Origin of the sequence: Pseudomonas sp. SIMBA_068, assembly GCF_046534705.1 — a bacterium.
In the GTDB taxonomy this organism is placed as follows: domain Bacteria; phylum Pseudomonadota; class Gammaproteobacteria; order Pseudomonadales; family Pseudomonadaceae; genus Aquipseudomonas; species Aquipseudomonas putida.
The window spans coordinates 105,225-120,776 of sequence record NZ_JAWRYI010000010.1 but is presented as its reverse complement, the minus strand read 5'-3'; the positions used below and the strand labels follow the sequence as shown (position 1 = coordinate 120,776).

Below are 15,552 nucleotides of genomic sequence, written 5' to 3'. Positions count from 1 at the left end.
CCATGTAGTATAACTACAAGAAAGCTACAACCCGGCCAGTCGATCATAACCGAGTCCAGCCCGTGAATCTGTTGCAACATATCGCCCAATCGCGCCACCTGCTGCGCAAATCGGAACTCAAAGTGGCCGACCACGTGCTGCTCGACCCGGCTGCGGTCATGCACAGCTCGATGGCCGACCTGGCGCACAGCGTGGGTATCAGTGAACCGACGATCGTGCGTTTCTGCCGTGCGATCGGTTGTTCGGGCTTCCAGGACCTGAAATTGAAGCTGGCGCAGAGCCTGGCCGCCGGGGCCAGTTTTGGTCAGTTCGCCATTCATGAAGACGACTCGGTTGCCGACTACAGCCTGAAGATTTTCGACACCACCCTGCACACGTTGATGGAAGTGCGCGAGCACCTCGACCCGCATGCGCTGCAACAGGCCGTGAGCGCCATGGCCCAGGCGCAGCGTGTGGAGTTCTATGGCTTTGGTGCATCCGGCGCGGTTGCGGCGGACGCTCAGCACAAGTTCTTTCGACTGCTGCTCAGTGCGGCCGCGTATTCCGACCCGCACATGCAGGCGATGTCGGCAGTAACCTTGAGGCCTGGCGATGTGGCGGTGTGCATTTCCCAGTCGGGCCGTTCCAAGGACCTGCTGATCACCGCCAACCTGGTGCGTGAGAGCGGTGCCAACCTGATTACCCTTTGCCCAAGCCAGACGCCGCTGGCCGAGCTGTCGACCGTGAACCTGGCGATAGACGTGCATGAAGACACCGAAATCTACACCCCGCTGACCTCGCGTATCGCTCACCTGGTGGTAATCGACGTCCTGGCCATGGGCGTGGCCATGGCGCGCGGCCCGAGCCTGGTCAACCACCTGAAAAGCGTGAAGCGCAGCTTGCGCAGCCTGCGTTTGTCGCCCAAGTCGATCAAGGCTACAGACGACTGAATTCAAACCTGTAGCGGCCTCTTCGCGGGCTTGCCCGCTCCCACAGCAATTGCACCGATTCAAAAAGGTGCACAGTACCTGTGGGAGTGGGCGATCCGCGAAGAGGCCGCTACAGGCAGTAAAAATTCACGATTTTGTCACCATCCCACAGCCAAACCGTAAACCTTCATGGCCAGTCTGAAACTCCCGCATCCTATCTGGGAGACAGGCAATGGCACGTGACCACGACGGCATCTACCAACCCAACGCCAAAGCTCGCAAGCAGCAGGAAAAAGATCAGCGCCGCATGGAATACCGCCGCGCGATCGAGGTGTATTGCGACCAACGTCAACTGCTGCGCGACCTGGTGGACTATCCCGAGTTGCAAGCACTCACAGTGTGGCAGTCTTCAGCGGCAACTTCCCCGAAAAACGCTCAACAAGCGCGCTGATCAGCGCACGTTCGCTGCGGATGAACGCCAGAAACGCCAAGGCCACCGGCGACTGCCGCTTGGCCTTGGACTGCACCACGCACCAGCTGCGGTACAGCGGCAGCTCTTCCACCGGTAGCTCCTTCAGCGCACCGGTGGCCAGTTCCAGGTTGACCGCATGGCGGGTCAGCAGGGCAATCCCCAGGCCGGCGATGACGCACTCGCGCTGGGCATCGGCCGAGGCCACCTCCAGGGTCTGGGTGAAATGCACGCGCTTGTCCTTGAAATACTCCTCGCAGGCCTTGCGCGTACCTGAGCCTTGTTCGCGTACCAGCAGGGTATGAGGCTCCAGGTCCTGAAGGCGCAGCTGGTCCAGCTTGCAAAGCGGGTGCTCGGGCGGTGCCACCGCGATGATCGGGTTGTTGAGGAACGGCAGAAATTCCAGGCCCATGTCCTGCGGCACCATCGACATGATGATGATGTCGTCGCGGTTATCCGAAAGGCGGCGGATGGCCTGGGCGCGATTGACCACCGTAAGGGTCAGGTTGACCTCCGGGTGACGCTGCTTGAAGGCGGCGAACAGGTGTGGCACGAAGTACTTGGCGCTGGACTCGATCGCCAGTTTGAGCTGCCCCTGCAATGAGCCCTGCATGTCCGACAGCTGCATGTCCAGGCTCTCGAGGCGCCCGAAGATGTCGCGGCTGGCGCGTTGCAGGGCTTCGGCCGCTTCGGTCAGGTAGAGCTTCTTGCCCACGTACTCGAACAGCGGCTGGCCGATCAGCTCTTCGAGCTGGCGGATCTGTAGACTAACGGCGGGTTGCGTCAGCGACATCTCCTCCGCCGCACGGCTGTACGAGCGCAAATCGCACACCTCATTGAAGATCTGCAATTGACGCAAAGTCATACGCATCAATGACTTACGCATTTTTACCCGCCCTTCGGCAACACCTTGTAACTGCACTATAAGCTTTTACTAATGTTGCCTCTAACAAATATTGATTTTTGTTTATCGAACCACAGCGCTAGGGTGAATACGCGACTGGCTAGCAACGCCTGGCCACGCGCCGACCGGTAGAACCGGCTCGACTGTTCCTACGGCTTTGGGAAGACTCCAGTGATAAAAAAAATCCTGATCGCCAACCGAGGTGAAATCGCAGTTCGGATCGTGCGTGCTTGCGCCGAGATGGGCATACGCTCGGTAGCGATCTATTCCGACGCCGATCGGCACGCATTGCACGTCAAGCGCGCCGACGAAGCCCACAGCATTGGTGCCGAGCCGCTGGCCGGTTACCTGAACCCGCGCAAGCTGGTGAACCTGGCTGTGGAAACCGGCTGTGATGCCCTGCACCCGGGCTATGGCTTCCTGTCGGAAAACGCTGAACTGGCAGAGATCTGCGCCGAGCGCGGGATCAAGTTCATCGGCCCCGCCGCAAACGTCATTCGCGGCATGGGCGACAAGACCGAAGCGCGCCGCACCATGATTGCCGCCGGTGTGCCGGTAACTCCGGGCACCGAAGGCAACGTTGCCGATATTCATGAAGCCCTGAGCGAAGGTGAGCGCATCGGTTACCCGGTGATGCTCAAGGCCACCTCCGGTGGCGGTGGCCGCGGTATTCGCCGTTGCAACAGCCGCGAAGAGCTGGAACAGAACTTCCCACGGGTGATTTCCGAGGCTACCAAGGCCTTTGGTTCGGCAGAAGTGTTCCTGGAAAAGTGCATCGTCAACCCCAAGCATATCGAGGCACAGATCCTCGGTGACAGCTTCGGCAACGTGGTGCACCTGTTCGAGCGCGACTGCTCGATCCAGCGCCGTAACCAGAAGCTCATCGAAATTGCTCCAAGCCCCCAGCTCACGCCCGAGCAGCGCGCCTACATCGGCGACCTGGCGGTACGTGCGGCCAAGGCGGTGAACTACGAGAACGCCGGCACCGTGGAGTTCCTGCTCGCCGATGGCGAGGTGTACTTCATGGAAATGAACACCCGGGTGCAGGTGGAGCACACCATCACCGAAGAAATCACCGGTATCGACATTGTCCGTGAGCAGATTCGCATCGCCTCGGGCCTGCCGCTGTCGGTGAAGCAGGAAGACATCCAGCACCGCGGTTACGCGTTGCAGTTCCGCATCAACGCGGAAGACCCGAAGAACAACTTCCTGCCCAGCTTCGGCAAGATCACCCGTTACTACGCCCCCGGCGGCCCGGGTGTGCGTACCGATACAGCGATCTACACCGGCTACACCATTCCGCCATTCTACGACTCCATGTGTCTGAAACTGGTGGTGTGGGCGTTGACCTGGGAAGAGGCCATGGACCGCGGCCTGCGAGCCTTGGACGACATGCGCGTGCAAGGGGTGAAGACCACCGCCGCGTACTACCAGGAAATCCTGCGCAACCCGGAATTCCGTAGCGGGCAGTTCAATACCAGCTTCGTCGAAAGCCACCCTGAGCTGACCAACTACTCGATCAAGCGCAAACCCGAAGAGCTGGCCCTGGCCATCGCCGCCGCTATCGCCGCCCACGCAGGCCTGTGAGGAAACCTATAATGTCCAAGAAAATTCACGTAACCGACACGATCCTGCGCGACGCCCACCAGTCCCTGCTGGCCACCCGCATGCGTACCGAAGACATGCTGCCGATCTGCGACAAGCTCGACAAAGTCGGCTACTGGTCGCTGGAAGTCTGGGGCGGCGCCACCTTCGACGCCTGCGTGCGCTTCCTCAAGGAAGACCCATGGGAGCGCCTGCGCAAGCTGCGTGCAGCCTTGCCCAACACCCGCCTGCAAATGCTGCTGCGGGGCCAGAACCTGCTGGGCTACCGCCACTACAGCGACGACGTGGTCAAGGCCTTTGTCGCCAAGGCTGCGGTAAACGGCATCGATGTGTTCCGCATCTTCGACGCCATGAACGACGTGCGTAACCTGCGCGTGGCCATCGAAGCGGTCAAGGCCGCCGGCAAGCACGCCCAAGGCACCATCGCCTACACGGTCAGCCCTGTGCACACCATCGACGCCTTTGTTGCCCAGGCCAAGCAGATGGAATCCATGGGTTGCGACTCGGTGGCAATCAAGGACATGGCCGGCCTGCTGACCCCATTCGCCGCTGGTGAACTGGTCAAGGCGCTGAAGGCCGAGCAGTCGCTGCCGGTGTTCATCCACTCCCACGACACTGCCGGCCTGGCCGCCATGTGCCAGCTGAAAGCGGTGGAAAACGGCGCCGACCACATCGACACCGCGATCTCCAGCTTCGCCTGGGGCACCAGCCACCCGGGTACCGAGTCGATGGTTGCTGCGCTCAAGGGCAGCGAGTTCGACACCGGCCTGGACTTGGAGCTGCTGCAGGAAATCGGCTTGTACTTCTACGCCGTGCGCAAGAAGTACCACCAGTTCGAAAGCGAGTTCACCGCCGTGGACACCCGCGTGCAGGTCAACCAGGTGCCGGGCGGCATGATTTCCAACCTGGCCAACCAGCTGAAAGAGCAGGGCGCGCTCAACCGCATGAACGAAGTGCTGGCAGAGATCCCGCGTGTGCGTGAAGACCTCGGCTTCCCGCCGCTGGTGACGCCGACCTCGCAGATCGTCGGCACCCAGGCGTTCTTCAACGTGCTGGCCGGCGAGCGCTACAAGACCATCACCAACGAAGTGAAGCTGTACCTGCAAGGCGGTTACGGCAAGGCCCCGGGTGTGGTCAACGAGCAGCTGCGCCGCCAGGCCATCGGCAGCGAAGAAGTGATCGACGTGCGCCCGGCCGACCTGCTGAAGCCAGAGATGACCAAGCTGCGTGCCGACATCGGCGCCCTGGCCCGCAGTGAAGAAGACGTGCTGACTTTTGCCATGTTCCCGGACATTGGCCGCAAGTTCCTCGAAGAGCGCGAAGCCGGCACCCTTACCCCGGAAGCGTTGTTGCCAATTCCAGAGGCTGGCGCCGTTTCTGCGCCAGGCGGTGAAGGCGTCCCGACCGAGTTTGTCATCGACGTGCACGGCGAAACCTACCGTGTCGACATCACTGGCGTTGGCGTGAAGGCCGAAGGCAAGCGCCACTTCTACCTGTCGATCGACGGCATGCCGGAAGAAGTGGTGTTCGAGCCGCTCAACGAGTTTGTCGGCGGCGGCAGCAAGCGCAAGCAAGCCACCGACCCGGGCCACGTCAGTACCAACATGCCAGGCAACATCGTCGATGTACTGGTCAAGGAAGGTGACGTGGTCAAGGCTGGCCAGGCCGTGCTGATCACCGAAGCCATGAAGATGGAAACCGAAGTGCAGGCAGCCATCGCCGGCAAGGTCGTGGCCATCCATGTGGCCAAGGGCGATCGCGTGACGCCGGGTGAGATCCTGATCGAGATCGAAGGCTGAGATAAGCCTTCATCTACAAGCGATTAACCTCTGGGGGGCGGATGCTCCCCTTTTTTTGTGCTGTATTTGCCGGCCTCTTCACGGGACAAGCCCGCTCCTACAGGTACGACACTGCCCTCAAAAGCAGTGGTAAACCTGTGGGAGCGGGCTTGTCCCGAGAAGAGGCCAGTGAGACCCGTACAGCTATCAGCCGTTGCGGCATGCTTCAAGTGTATTCACCTGCCCCTCGGGCCGCTGATTCTCCTCGCCCAACCACCGCTCGAACCCCGCAGCCACTGCTGGCCATTCATCATCGGTAATCGAATACCACGCCGTATCGCGGTTGTGGTCCTTAACCACCAGGTGCTTGCGGAACACCCCTTCGTAGACGAAGCCGAACCGTTCAGCCGCGCGCTTGGAGCGGGCATTGGCATTGTTGCACTTCCACTCCAGCCGGCGGTTGCCCAGTCCGAAGCCCAGCTTGCCCAGCAGGTACACCGCCTCGGTGCCCTTGGGTGTGCGCTGCATGGCGGCGCCGAAGGCGATGTGGCCGATTTCGATGCGGCCGTGGTCGGGCACGATCGACATCAGGCTGAGAATGCCCTGGGCCTGGCCGCTGGGGCGGTCGATGACGGTGTAGAACAGCGGGTCGCGTCCTGCGGCGTTACCCTCCAGCCAACGGTCGAAGGCGACACGTTCGGCGAACGGGCCATAGGGCAGGTAGTCCCACAGCACCGGGTCGGCGGTTGGGCCTTGCAGCACTTCCCAGAGGTCGTCGCCATGGCGCGCCGGGTCGAGCTTTTCCAGGCGGATGAAGCGGCCGTCAATGGGCTCGGCCTCGGGCGTTGCGGCGGGTTTCCAGTTCAATGCGTCTGTCATGTTCGGCCTACAAGCCTTTGCGGAATTGGATGAAGCCCGAGCGCTCGGCAACCTGCTGATACAGGCTGATGGCGGTGGCATTGGTTTCGTGGGTCAGCCAGTGCACCTTGATGCAGTTGTCGGCCTTGGCTGTGGTGTAGACGTGCTCGATCAGCTGGCGACCAATGCCCAGGCCACGTTGCGAGCTGTCCACGTACAGGTCCTGCAGGTAGCAGGAGTTTTCGATGCTCCAGTTGGAACGATGGTAGATGAAGTTGACCATCCCCACCGCCTTGCCATCGACCCAGGCCAGTGCCGAATGGGTCGGCTCACTTGGGTCGAGCAGGCGCTGCCAGGTGCTGAGGCTGACTTCATCGGCCAACTCGGTTTCATAGAAGTGCAGGTAGGCCTGCCACAGGGCGAGCCAGGCGGCATGGTCTTGGGCGTTGACGGGGCGCAGGGTAACGCTGGGCATGGGGCTATTCCTTCACAGTTGGCGCATGTGCGCCGCGAGTTGGTTGTCCAGTTGATCAGGGCTGGCGCTCAGGCCTTCACGCACGCCGGAGATGTCTTGCTCGGAGCGGTTCTGGCTGAGCTTGCGCGCGCCTTGCAGGCGGGCGATGGGCAGGCGGATACCGACGATGGCGCGGAGCATGCCCTCGATGTAGTCAGCCGGGGCGTCGGTGACGCTCCACGGTTCGTTGCGGCCTTGTTCGTGGCGCTCGGTCAGGCGGCTGACGATAGCGAGCAGAGGCTCGGCTTCATGGATGACTTCGGCCGGGCCATAGGCGTGTACGGCCAGGTAGTTCCAGGTCGGCACGACCTTGGGGTTATCGGCTTTGCTTGGGTAGTAGCCGGGGCTTACATAGGCATCGGCGCCGGGGAAGACCAGCAGGGCTTCGCCACCTTGTGCCAGGTCCTGCCATTGGCGGTTGGCCCGTGCCAGGTGTGCATAGACGGTGCCGAACTCGCCTTCGCCCGTGTCGACCAGTACCGGCAGGTGTGTGGCCAACAGGCCTTGTTCGCCTTGGCTGACCAGCACGGCCAGGCGGGTGTCGAGCATGTGCTGGTGCAGGCGGCCGAGGTCGTGTTCCTGGTGGGGTTTGCTGTTGTACATGCTCGGTTTCCTTGTGCAATGGTGCCATCCTAGGCAGGCTATTGGTTCTGGGTAAGAGCCATTACTGCCTGTTTTCATAGGTCCAATGCCATGAGTGATAGCCCCCTTGTTTTGCCTTTCGACCCTTCCGGGATCGCCCTGGATCGCCGCCGCGGGCTCAGCCAGCAGCTGTACCAGGCCCTGCGCGCGCGAGTGCTGGACGGCCGCTTGAGCAGCGGTACCCGGCTGCCGGCCACCCGCGAGTTGGCCACCATGCTGGTGCTGTCACGCAACAGCGTGGTCCGGGCCTATGATCAGTTGTACGCCGAGGGCTACATCGAAAGCCGGGTGGGCGATGGCACCTATGTAAGCCGGCTACCAAAACTATCCACACAAGTATCCACAGGGTTATCCCATGGGTTATCAACAGGCTTATCCACAATTTCATTAAAAGACACTGAGGATTTATCCAGCAACCGACGTTCCAGTGCAGCTTTGCAGCGGCTGAAAACCAACCACTTGCCGCCGCCAAGAAGCGGCCAGCCGCGTGCTTTTCGCGTCGGTATTCCCGCATTCGACCTGTTCCCGTTTGACGTCTGGGCCAAGCTGCAGGCGGGTTTCTGGCGTAATCCGAGCCCCGCACAACTGGGTTATGGCGACCCGGCGGGCGAGCCGATGCTGCGCGAACTGATCGCTGCCTACTTGCGTCGCTCGCGTGGGCTGAGTTGCATGGCTGAACAAATTGTGATCACCAGTGGTGCACAGCAGGCCATAAGCCTTTGTGCACAGTTGCTGTTGCAGCCGGGCGACGGTGTGGCTGTGGAAAACCCGGGGTATCGGGCGGCCGGTCACACCTTCGCAGTGGCGGGTGGCCAGTTGTACGGCGTACCGGTGGATGAAGAGGGGATGGACTGCGCCCGGCTCGGGCAGTTGGAAGACTGCCGGCTGGCTTATGTAACGCCTGCTCACCAGTACCCGACCGGGGTAACCATGAGCCTGGCGCGTCGCCTGGAGCTGCTGGCCTGGGCTGACCGCAACGATGGCTGGATCATCGAGGACGACTACGACGGCGAGTACCGGTACAGCGGCGCGCCTTTGGCTCCGTTGGCGGCGCTCGACCGGCACGGGCGGGTACTGTACGTCGGCACCTTCGGCAAGATTGCCTTCCCGGCGCTGCGCCTGGGCTATCTGGTACTCCCACCGCAGTTGGCGCAGGCGTTCAGCCAGGGCAAGGCGCTTGCGGTGCGCCATTCTGAGGTCAGCAGCCAATGCGTGATGGCCGAGTTCATCGCCCGCGGGCACTTTCAGCGGCACATCCGGCGCATGCGCAAGGCAGCGTTGAGCCGACGCAATGTGCTCAAGGCAGGCTGGCCTGTGGATATTCCAGGTTTGGGCGCCATGCCGGCAGTGGCGGCCGGGCTGCATGTGAAGGTCGATGTGGATAACTTTGCGCGGGAGCAGGCACTGGTGGCCAAGGCTGAAGCGGTGGGTGTGGAGGTTACGCCGCTGAGTAATTTCTGGTTGGCGGACAGCGAGGTGCCTGTGGATAAGCGAGCGGGGCTGGTGCTGGGCTTTGCGGCGGTGTCGGAGGGAGAGATTGCCGAGGCACTGATGAAACTGCGAAAGGCCTGGAGAAGGTGAATGGGGCCGCTATGCGGCCCAATCGCCGGCAAGCCAGCTCCCACAGAGCCCGCGTGGCATGCGATCAATGTGGGAGCGGGCATGCCCGCGAAGCAGGCGACTCAGGTGCCGGATTTGATCCGCGTCCAGGCCCGGGTCCTGGCCCGCTCTGCATCCCTCGCCAATGGCTTGAGGGTATACAGCTTGGCCATCGCCTCCGCCGTCGGGTACAGGTTGGGGTTGTTGCGAATCGCCGGGTTCACCTTGTCGGTCGCATCCTTGTTCGGGTTGGGGTACCCGACAAAGTCGCTGATCGGCGCAATCACCTCCGGCCGCAGCAGGTAATTGATGAACGTGTGGGCATCTTCCGGGTTGGCCGCATTCTTTGGAATCGCCAGCATGTCGAACCAGATCGGCGCGCCTTCCTTGGGCAGGCGCATGTCCACCACCACGTCGTTCTTGGCTTCGCGGGCGCGGTTGGCGGCCTGCGAGAAGCTGCCGCTGTAGCCCACCGCCACGCAGATATCGCCATTGGCGATGTCTGCCATGTACTTCGAGGAGTGGAAGTAGGTGATGTACGGGCGAATCTTCAGCATCAGTGCCTCAGCCTTCTTGTAGTCGGCCGGTTTGTCACTGTTCGGTGGCAAGCCCAGGTACTGCAGGGCCAGGGGCAGAATTTCCGAAGGGGAGTCCAGCAGGGCCACCCCGCACTGCTTGAGCTTGGCGATGTTCTCTTCCTTGAAGATCAGGTCCCAGCTGTCTACCGGCGCATTGTCGCCGAGTGCCGCCTTGACCTTGGCCGGGTTGAAGCCGATCAGCACGGTGCCGTACATGTACGGCACGGCAAACTTGTTGCCCGGGTCGTTGGCCTCGATCAGCTTCATCAGCGCCGGGTCCAGGTGTTGCCAGTTCGGCAGCTTGCTGCGGTCCAGCGGCTGGAATACCCCGGCCTCGATCTGCTTGGCGAGGAACACGTTGGACGGCACCACCACGTCATAGCCGGAGTTGCCGGTGAGCAGCTTGGCCTCCAGCGCTTCGTTGGTGTCGAAGATGTCGTAGATCAGTTTGACGCCGCTGTCCTTCTGGAAGTCGGTCAAGGTCTGCGGGGTGATGTAATCGAACCAGTTATACACACGCAAGGTGCGCTGCTCGGCCTGGGCTTGCAGGGCACCGGTGAACAGGGTGGCAGCGATGAACGGGGCGAGCAGACGCTTGAGTCGGACCATTACCGGGCTCCTGGCTGGGCGCGCTGGAAGCCTTCCAGCACATTGACCGCGTTGATACCGATTTCTTCCACAGCGTAGCCGCCTTCCATCACGAACAGGGTCGGCTTGCCGAGCTGGCCGATGCGCTTGCCCATTTCCAGGTAGTCCGGGCTGTCCAGCTTGAACTGCGAAATGGGGTCGTCCTTGAAGGTGTCCACACCCAACGAGACGACCAGCACGTCGGCGTCATAGCTGGCGATGCGCTGGCAGGCGTCTTCCAGGGCGGCGTTCCAGGCGGCCCAATCGCTACCGGCCGGCAATGGGTAATTGATGTTGCAGCCCTCGCCGGCACCTTCGCCGGTTTCGTCGGCATAGCCGAGGAAGAACGGGAACTCGTCCTGCGGATCGCCGTGGATCGAAGCGAAGAACACGTCGTCGCGGCTGTAGAAGATGTCCTGGGTGCCATTACCGTGGTGGTAGTCGACGTCGAGGATGGCGACTTTGCGCTTGCCCTGGTCGAGGAACGCCTGGGCGGCGATGGCAGCGTTGTTCAGGTAGCAGTAGCCGCCCATCACTTCACCTGCGGCGTGATGCCCTGGCGGGCGGCACAGCGCGAAGGCCGAATGGGCGCCTTGCTGGATCGCTGCCTGGGCGGTAAGGGCAACTTGGGCTGCGCTGTACGCCGCTTGCCAGGTGCCCGCGGTAATCGGCGCACCGGCATCGAAGCTGTAATAGCCCAGCTCACCGTGCAGGCCAGTGGGTTTTACCTGGCGCAGGGTGCGAGCAGGCCAGGTGAACGGCAGCAGGTCGCCTTCCTGGCCCAGTGCAGCCCAGCGGGCCCAGGCGCCTTCGAAGAAATTCAGGTAATCGGCGCTGTGGATACGCAGCAATGGCGCCCGGCCAAAGTCGGTAGGGGCCTGGATATCACCGAGGTTGCGCTTTTTCACCTGGTCGAGCACATGGTCGGCACGCGAAGGCATTTCGAAACAGGGCATCAGCTTGCCGTCGATCAGCTCACAGCGGCCGTGGTGCAGGCGGTGGTCATCGGAATAGATCGTCAGCATTGTTGTTCTCCGGGTGGGTACTGGCGTGGGTCCATTGTCATGGGCAGGTCAGTAGCGGAGAACGACGCAAGTGGCCAAAAGGGGATCGATGTGGCCAAGGTTGATTGGCCTGTGCTGGCCCTATCGCCGGCAAGCCAGCTCCCACAAGTACTGCACAGGCCTTGAATGCAGCGGATGACCTGTGGGAGCCGGCTTGCCGGCGATAGGGCCGGAACAGGTCAACCGCGGAAGTGGCTGGGTGCCACACCACTCCAGCGCTGGAAGGCATGGCGGAAACTGGCCGTCTCGCTGAACCCCAACGTTTCGGCAATACGGTAGATGGGCATCTGCTCATCGGCCAGCAACTGCTTGGCCCGCTCGAACCTGAGCTCGTCCAGCAGCTGTTGATAACTGCTGCCCAGCGCCTGTAGATGCCGACGCAAGGTGCGGGATGAGCAGTTCATCTGCCGTGCCAGGCCTTCCAGCCCCGGCGCGGCATCCAGTTGCTGCGTCAGCAACTGACGAATCCGCCCCAGCCAGGCCTGACGGCCGGTGAACTCAAGGTTCAGGCGCCGGCAGCGCTCGCTCATGGCCTTGTGGGTAATCGGGTCGGCCAGCGGCAGCGGCGTATCCAGCCAGCGCCGTTCGAAGGCGAAGGCATTGTCCTCGGCGGCAAAACCGACCGGGCACTGGAATGCATTGGCATAGTGCGTGTGGTAACCGGGCCGTGGGTGCTCGAAGCGGGCGCCCAGCAATGGTAGCGGGCGGCCAAGCAGGTCATCGCAGATGACTTTCAGCGACACCAGGCAGAACTCTGCGTTGAAAGCGCTCAGCGCCGGGCTGTCGTGGTAATCGCTGGCGCTGAACCAGACCCGCTGGCCATCGTCGAGCAAGCGCAGCTTGAAGACTGTTCCCAGCAGTGCCGGATATTGCAGCGCCAGGCGCAAGGCGTCACCCAAAGTGGCACTGGAGAGCAGGGCGTAACCGAGCATGCCGTAGCACGACACGTGCATGCGGCGGCCCAGTTCCAGGCCGATGTCCTCGCGCCGGGCCACGGCGTTGGCGCACACCTGCAGTTCCTGCTGGGTGGTGATGCGCGCATCGGCGTGCCCCAGGTCGGCCGGGCCAATGCCGCTGCCGGCCAGCAGCGCCGAAGCCTCGCAACCGTCCGCCTGGAACACGTTGAGGATCAGCGAAACTGCGTTGAGGGTGGTCAGGTGACTGTGCAGCATGCTGGGTAATCCCGTGGGGCTGGGACGCATTATGGAGCAAGTTGTGTGCCGATATCCGGGCGTTCAGGCAAAATCCATCAGGCAAAAAAAGGCCCGAAGCAATCGCTCGGGCCTTGAAAGGTTGAGAGGTGTCTAGTCCCTTAACCTGGTGAGACTGTTTGCAGCAGCCGGGTTACGCCTTCAGCGGAACCAGACGTGGAGCGATCATGTTTTCCGGACGCAGGATGTCGTTGAGCATCTCTTCGTCCAGCAGCTTCTCTTCGCGCACCAGTTCCAGTACGCCGCGGCCGGTTTCCAAGGCAACGCGGGCGATACGGGTGGCGTTTTCGTAGCCGATGTACGGGTTCAGGGCAGTGACCAGGCCGATCGAGTGCTCGACCAGTTCACGGCAGCGCTGTTCGTTGGCAGTGATGCCGACGATGCAGTGCTCGCGCAGCATGTCCATGGCGCGTTGCAGCAGGCGGATCGAGTCGAAGATCTTGTAGGCGATCAGCGGTTCCATCACGTTCAGCTGCAGCTGGCCACCTTCGGCGGCGACGGTCAGGGCCAGGTCGTTGCCCATGATGGCGAAGGCGACTTGGTTGACGGCTTCCGGGATAACCGGGTTGACCTTGCCTGGCATGATCGAGCTGCCTGGCTGACGCGCTGGCAGGTTGATCTCGTTGATGCCGGTGCGTGGGCCGCTGGACAGCAGGCGCAGGTCGTTGCAGATCTTCGACAGCTTGACCGCGGTACGCTTGAGCATGCCGGAGAACAGCACGAAGGCGCCCATGTCGGAGGTGGCTTCGATCAGGTCGGCAGCCGGTACCAGCGGCTGGCCGCTGATGGTTGCCAGGCGCTGTACGGCGAGCATCTGGTAGCCCGGGTCGGCGTTGATGCCGGTACCGATGGCAGTACCACCCAGGTTGATTTCTGTCAGCAGCTCAGGCGCCAGCGAACGCAGACGGTTGAGGTCTTCGGTCATGGTGGTGGCGAAGGCGCGGAATTCCTGGCCCAGGGTCATCGGCACGGCGTCCTGCAGCTGGGTACGGCCCATCTTCAGTACGTGGTCGAACTCTTTACCTTTGGCAGCGAAGGCCTGGATCAGGCTGTCGAGGCTGGCCAGCAGCGCATCGTGACCCAGCAGCAGGCCCAGGCGGATAGCGGTCGGGTAGGCGTCGTTGGTCGACTGCGCCATGTTCACATCGTTGTTCGGGTGCAGGTACTGGTACTCACCCTTCTGATGGCCCATGGCCTCCAGCGCGATGTTGGCGATGACTTCGTTGGCGTTCATGTTGGTAGAAGTACCAGCACCGCCTTGAATCATGTCCACCACGAACTGCTCGTGGTAGTCGCCCTTGATCAGTCGTGCGCAGGCTGCGCTGATCGCGGCGTGCTTGGCATCGCTCAAGTGCCCCAGCTCACGGTTGGCGTCAGCAGCTGCCTGCTTGACCATCGCCAGGCCCACTACCAGTTTCGGGTAGTGCGACAGCGGAACGCCGGAGAGGTGGAAGTTGTTGGCAGCGCGCAGGGTCTGGATGCCGTAGTAGGCATCAGCAGGAACTTCAAGGGTACCCAACAGATCTTTTTCGACGCGGAACGATGCAGCGGAGGACATGATGTATATCATCTCGATATTGACCCGGCACATGCCGGAATGGCGCCAATCCTAGGCCTGAAGGTGATTTTGCGGCCAATGCTGTTGCACGCTAACCTATGCACAAACGGCATAGTGTTTCATGTGACGCCAATTGACATTCGAGCGTGTTCCATTTTGGTGCACGCCGGGAGATGTGCTTCGTGAACCTTGAAAGCAAATGGCTGGAAGATTTCAGTGCGCTGGCTTCTACCCGCAGTTTTTCTCAGGCCGCAGAGCGGCGTTTCGTCACCCAACCGGCCTTCAGCCGGCGTATTCGCAGCCTTGAAGCGGCGTTGGGGTTGCAGCTGGTGAATCGTTCCCGCACGCCCATTGAACTGACAGAGGCCGGCCAGCTTTTTCTCGTCACGGCGCGCACTGTTGTCGACCAGTTAAGCGAAATTCTCCGCCATTTGCATCATCTTGAGGGCGGGCAGGGCGAGGTTGTGCAGGTGGCTGCGGCGCACTCCCTGGCGTCGGGCTTTTTCCCCCGGTGGGTGGCCCAGTTGCGCAACGACGGTTTGAACATCGCCACCCGCCTGGTTGCGACTAACGTCGGAGATGCCGTGCATGCATTACGCGAAGGTGGCTGCGACCTGATGCTGGCCTTCTATGACCCGGACGCGGCCCTGCAGATGGATGCCGAGATCTTCCCGTCGTTGCACATGGGCAACACCGAAATGTTGCCGGTGTGCGCCGTGGATGCCGAGGGCAAGCCGTTGTTCGACCTGGAAGGTGAGGGCAGCGTGCCGTTGTTGGCCTATACCGCTGGCGCCTTCCTGGGCCGCTCGGTCAATTTGCTGCTGCGCCAGCGCAACCTGCGCTATACCACCGTGTATGAGACCGCCATGGCCGACAGCCTCAAGAGCATGGCGCTGGAGGGCATGGGTATTGCCTGGGTACCGCGCCTGTCGATGCGTGGCGAGCTGGAACGAGGCGAGCTGGCCGTGTGTGGCGGCAGCCAGTGGCATGTGCCACTGGAAATTCGCCTGTACCGCTGCGCCCTGGTGCGCAAGGCCAACGTCAGGCTGTTGTGGCGCAAGCTGGAGGGTGCGGCGGCGGTTGACCCGAAAGTCAGCCAAAGCCCCGAAAAATAAGGCCCGACAGTTTGGTCGCCGGGGTGCCTTAAACGCACCACCTTACGGTATACTGCGCGGCCTTTCGACCGGATGCGTCCGGTCCAGATCAGCAAACAAGCCACGCCGGTCGTCCCGCGTGG

14 protein-coding genes are annotated in these 15,552 nt (G+C 62.0%); 6 read left to right on the top strand and 8 right to left on the bottom strand.

The genetic code is table 11. The features are described 5' to 3' along the window. Positions 1-62 precede the first annotated feature (62 nt). Together hexR and SB756_RS21820 are read left to right on the top strand one after the other, a co-directional pair. Positions 63-929, top strand: coding sequence for a transcriptional regulator HexR (gene hexR / locus SB756_RS21825; RefSeq protein WP_016489869.1), 867 nt, complete (start codon positions 63-65; stop codon positions 927-929). A gap of 211 nt (positions 930-1,140) precedes the next feature. Further along, a complete protein-coding gene (locus tag SB756_RS21820) occupies positions 1,141-1,359 on the top strand; it encodes a PA3496 family putative envelope integrity protein (protein WP_080889157.1) in 219 nt (72 codons plus the stop codon). On the opposite strand, the gene SB756_RS21815 is transcribed toward SB756_RS21820, so the two are convergent. Continuing rightward, positions 1,301-2,263 carry a LysR family transcriptional regulator gene (locus SB756_RS21815; protein ID WP_063422551.1) on the bottom strand — a complete coding sequence of 321 codons (963 nt, stop codon included), beginning with the start codon at positions 2,261-2,263 and terminating at the stop codon, positions 1,301-1,303. The genes SB756_RS21820 and SB756_RS21815 overlap by 59 nt on opposite strands. Before the next feature lie 189 nt (positions 2,264-2,452). Between SB756_RS21815 and SB756_RS21810 the strand changes: the two genes are divergently transcribed. Together SB756_RS21810 and oadA are read left to right on the top strand one after the other, a co-directional pair. Then, positions 2,453-3,868, top strand: coding sequence for an acetyl-CoA carboxylase biotin carboxylase subunit (locus SB756_RS21810; protein WP_016502270.1), 1,416 nt, complete (start codon positions 2,453-2,455; stop codon positions 3,866-3,868). An 11-nt stretch (positions 3,869-3,879) separates the two neighbouring features. Beyond that, positions 3,880-5,685: a sodium-extruding oxaloacetate decarboxylase subunit alpha gene (gene oadA, locus SB756_RS21805; protein ID WP_341797161.1), complete on the top strand. Its 1,806-nt coding sequence runs from the start codon at positions 3,880-3,882 to the stop codon at positions 5,683-5,685. Positions 5,686-5,871: 186 nt separating this feature from the next. On the opposite strand, the gene SB756_RS21800 is transcribed toward oadA, so the two are convergent. From SB756_RS21800 to SB756_RS21790, 3 genes are read right to left on the bottom strand one after another with little or no spacing between them, the layout of a single operon-like run. Then, entirely contained in the window at positions 5,872-6,543 is a 672-nt protein-coding gene (locus tag SB756_RS21800) for a GNAT family N-acetyltransferase (RefSeq protein ID WP_341797160.1), read from the bottom strand. A gap of 7 nt (positions 6,544-6,550) precedes the next feature. Beyond that, entirely contained in the window at positions 6,551-6,997 is a 447-nt protein-coding gene (locus SB756_RS21795) for a GNAT family N-acetyltransferase (protein WP_341797159.1), read from the bottom strand. A gap of 12 nt (positions 6,998-7,009) precedes the next feature. Further along, positions 7,010-7,639 (bottom strand): FMN-binding negative transcriptional regulator, encoded by a 630-nt coding sequence (locus SB756_RS21790; protein WP_341797158.1) that lies wholly within the window; start codon positions 7,637-7,639, stop codon positions 7,010-7,012. A 90-nt stretch (positions 7,640-7,729) separates the two neighbouring features. Between SB756_RS21790 and SB756_RS21785 the strand changes: the two genes are divergently transcribed. After that, positions 7,730-9,259: a PLP-dependent aminotransferase family protein gene (locus SB756_RS21785; RefSeq protein WP_410911829.1), complete on the top strand. Its 1,530-nt coding sequence runs from the start codon at positions 7,730-7,732 to the stop codon at positions 9,257-9,259. A 101-nt stretch (positions 9,260-9,360) separates the two neighbouring features. On the opposite strand, the gene SB756_RS21780 is transcribed toward SB756_RS21785, so the two are convergent. From SB756_RS21780 to aspA, 4 genes are all read right to left on the bottom strand, one after another. After that, positions 9,361-10,464 carry a polyamine ABC transporter substrate-binding protein gene (locus SB756_RS21780; protein WP_016502264.1) on the bottom strand — a complete coding sequence of 368 codons (1,104 nt, stop codon included), beginning with the start codon at positions 10,462-10,464 and terminating at the stop codon, positions 9,361-9,363. Then, positions 10,464-11,507, bottom strand: coding sequence for a histone deacetylase family protein (locus SB756_RS21775; RefSeq protein ID WP_341797156.1), 1,044 nt, complete (start codon positions 11,505-11,507; stop codon positions 10,464-10,466). Before SB756_RS21775 ends, SB756_RS21780 begins: the two co-directional genes overlap by 1 nt. A 218-nt stretch (positions 11,508-11,725) precedes the next feature. Next, complete coding sequence (locus SB756_RS21770; protein WP_341797155.1) at positions 11,726-12,718, bottom strand: AraC family transcriptional regulator; 993 nt, start codon at positions 12,716-12,718, stop codon at positions 11,726-11,728. Positions 12,719-12,890: 172 nt separating this feature from the next. Further along, on the bottom strand, positions 12,891-14,315 hold the full coding sequence (aspA, locus tag SB756_RS21765; RefSeq protein ID WP_041168153.1) for an aspartate ammonia-lyase: 1,425 nt from the start codon (positions 14,313-14,315) through the stop codon (positions 12,891-12,893). Positions 14,316-14,497: 182 nt separating this feature from the next. Here aspA and SB756_RS21760 point away from each other — a divergent pair, with 182 nt between their 5' ends. Further along, positions 14,498-15,430: a LysR substrate-binding domain-containing protein gene (locus tag SB756_RS21760; RefSeq protein ID WP_341797154.1), complete on the top strand. Its 933-nt coding sequence runs from the start codon at positions 14,498-14,500 to the stop codon at positions 15,428-15,430. Positions 15,431-15,552: the final 122 nt, after the last annotated feature.

Coding starts and splice junctions, on each gene's coding strand:
- SB756_RS21770 (WP_341797155.1), bottom strand. CDS start 12,718: ATGCTGCACAGTCACCTGACCACCCTCAACGCAGTTTCGCTGATCCTC.
- aspA (WP_041168153.1), bottom strand. CDS start 14,315: ATGTCCTCCGCTGCATCGTTCCGCGTCGAAAAAGATCTGTTGGGTACC.
- SB756_RS21815 (WP_063422551.1), bottom strand. CDS start 2,263: ATGCGTAAGTCATTGATGCGTATGACTTTGCGTCAATTGCAGATCTTC.
- SB756_RS21795 (WP_341797159.1), bottom strand. CDS start 6,997: ATGCCCAGCGTTACCCTGCGCCCCGTCAACGCCCAAGACCATGCCGCC.
- oadA (WP_341797161.1), top strand. CDS start 3,880: ATGTCCAAGAAAATTCACGTAACCGACACGATCCTGCGCGACGCCCAC.
- SB756_RS21785 (WP_410911829.1), top strand. CDS start 7,730: ATGAGTGATAGCCCCCTTGTTTTGCCTTTCGACCCTTCCGGGATCGCC.
- SB756_RS21775 (WP_341797156.1), bottom strand. CDS start 11,507: ATGCTGACGATCTATTCCGATGACCACCGCCTGCACCACGGCCGCTGT.
- SB756_RS21820 (WP_080889157.1), top strand. CDS start 1,141: ATGGCACGTGACCACGACGGCATCTACCAACCCAACGCCAAAGCTCGC.
- SB756_RS21800 (WP_341797160.1), bottom strand. CDS start 6,543: ATGACAGACGCATTGAACTGGAAACCCGCCGCAACGCCCGAGGCCGAG.
- SB756_RS21780 (WP_016502264.1), bottom strand. CDS start 10,464: ATGGTCCGACTCAAGCGTCTGCTCGCCCCGTTCATCGCTGCCACCCTG.
- SB756_RS21790 (WP_341797158.1), bottom strand. CDS start 7,639: ATGTACAACAGCAAACCCCACCAGGAACACGACCTCGGCCGCCTGCAC.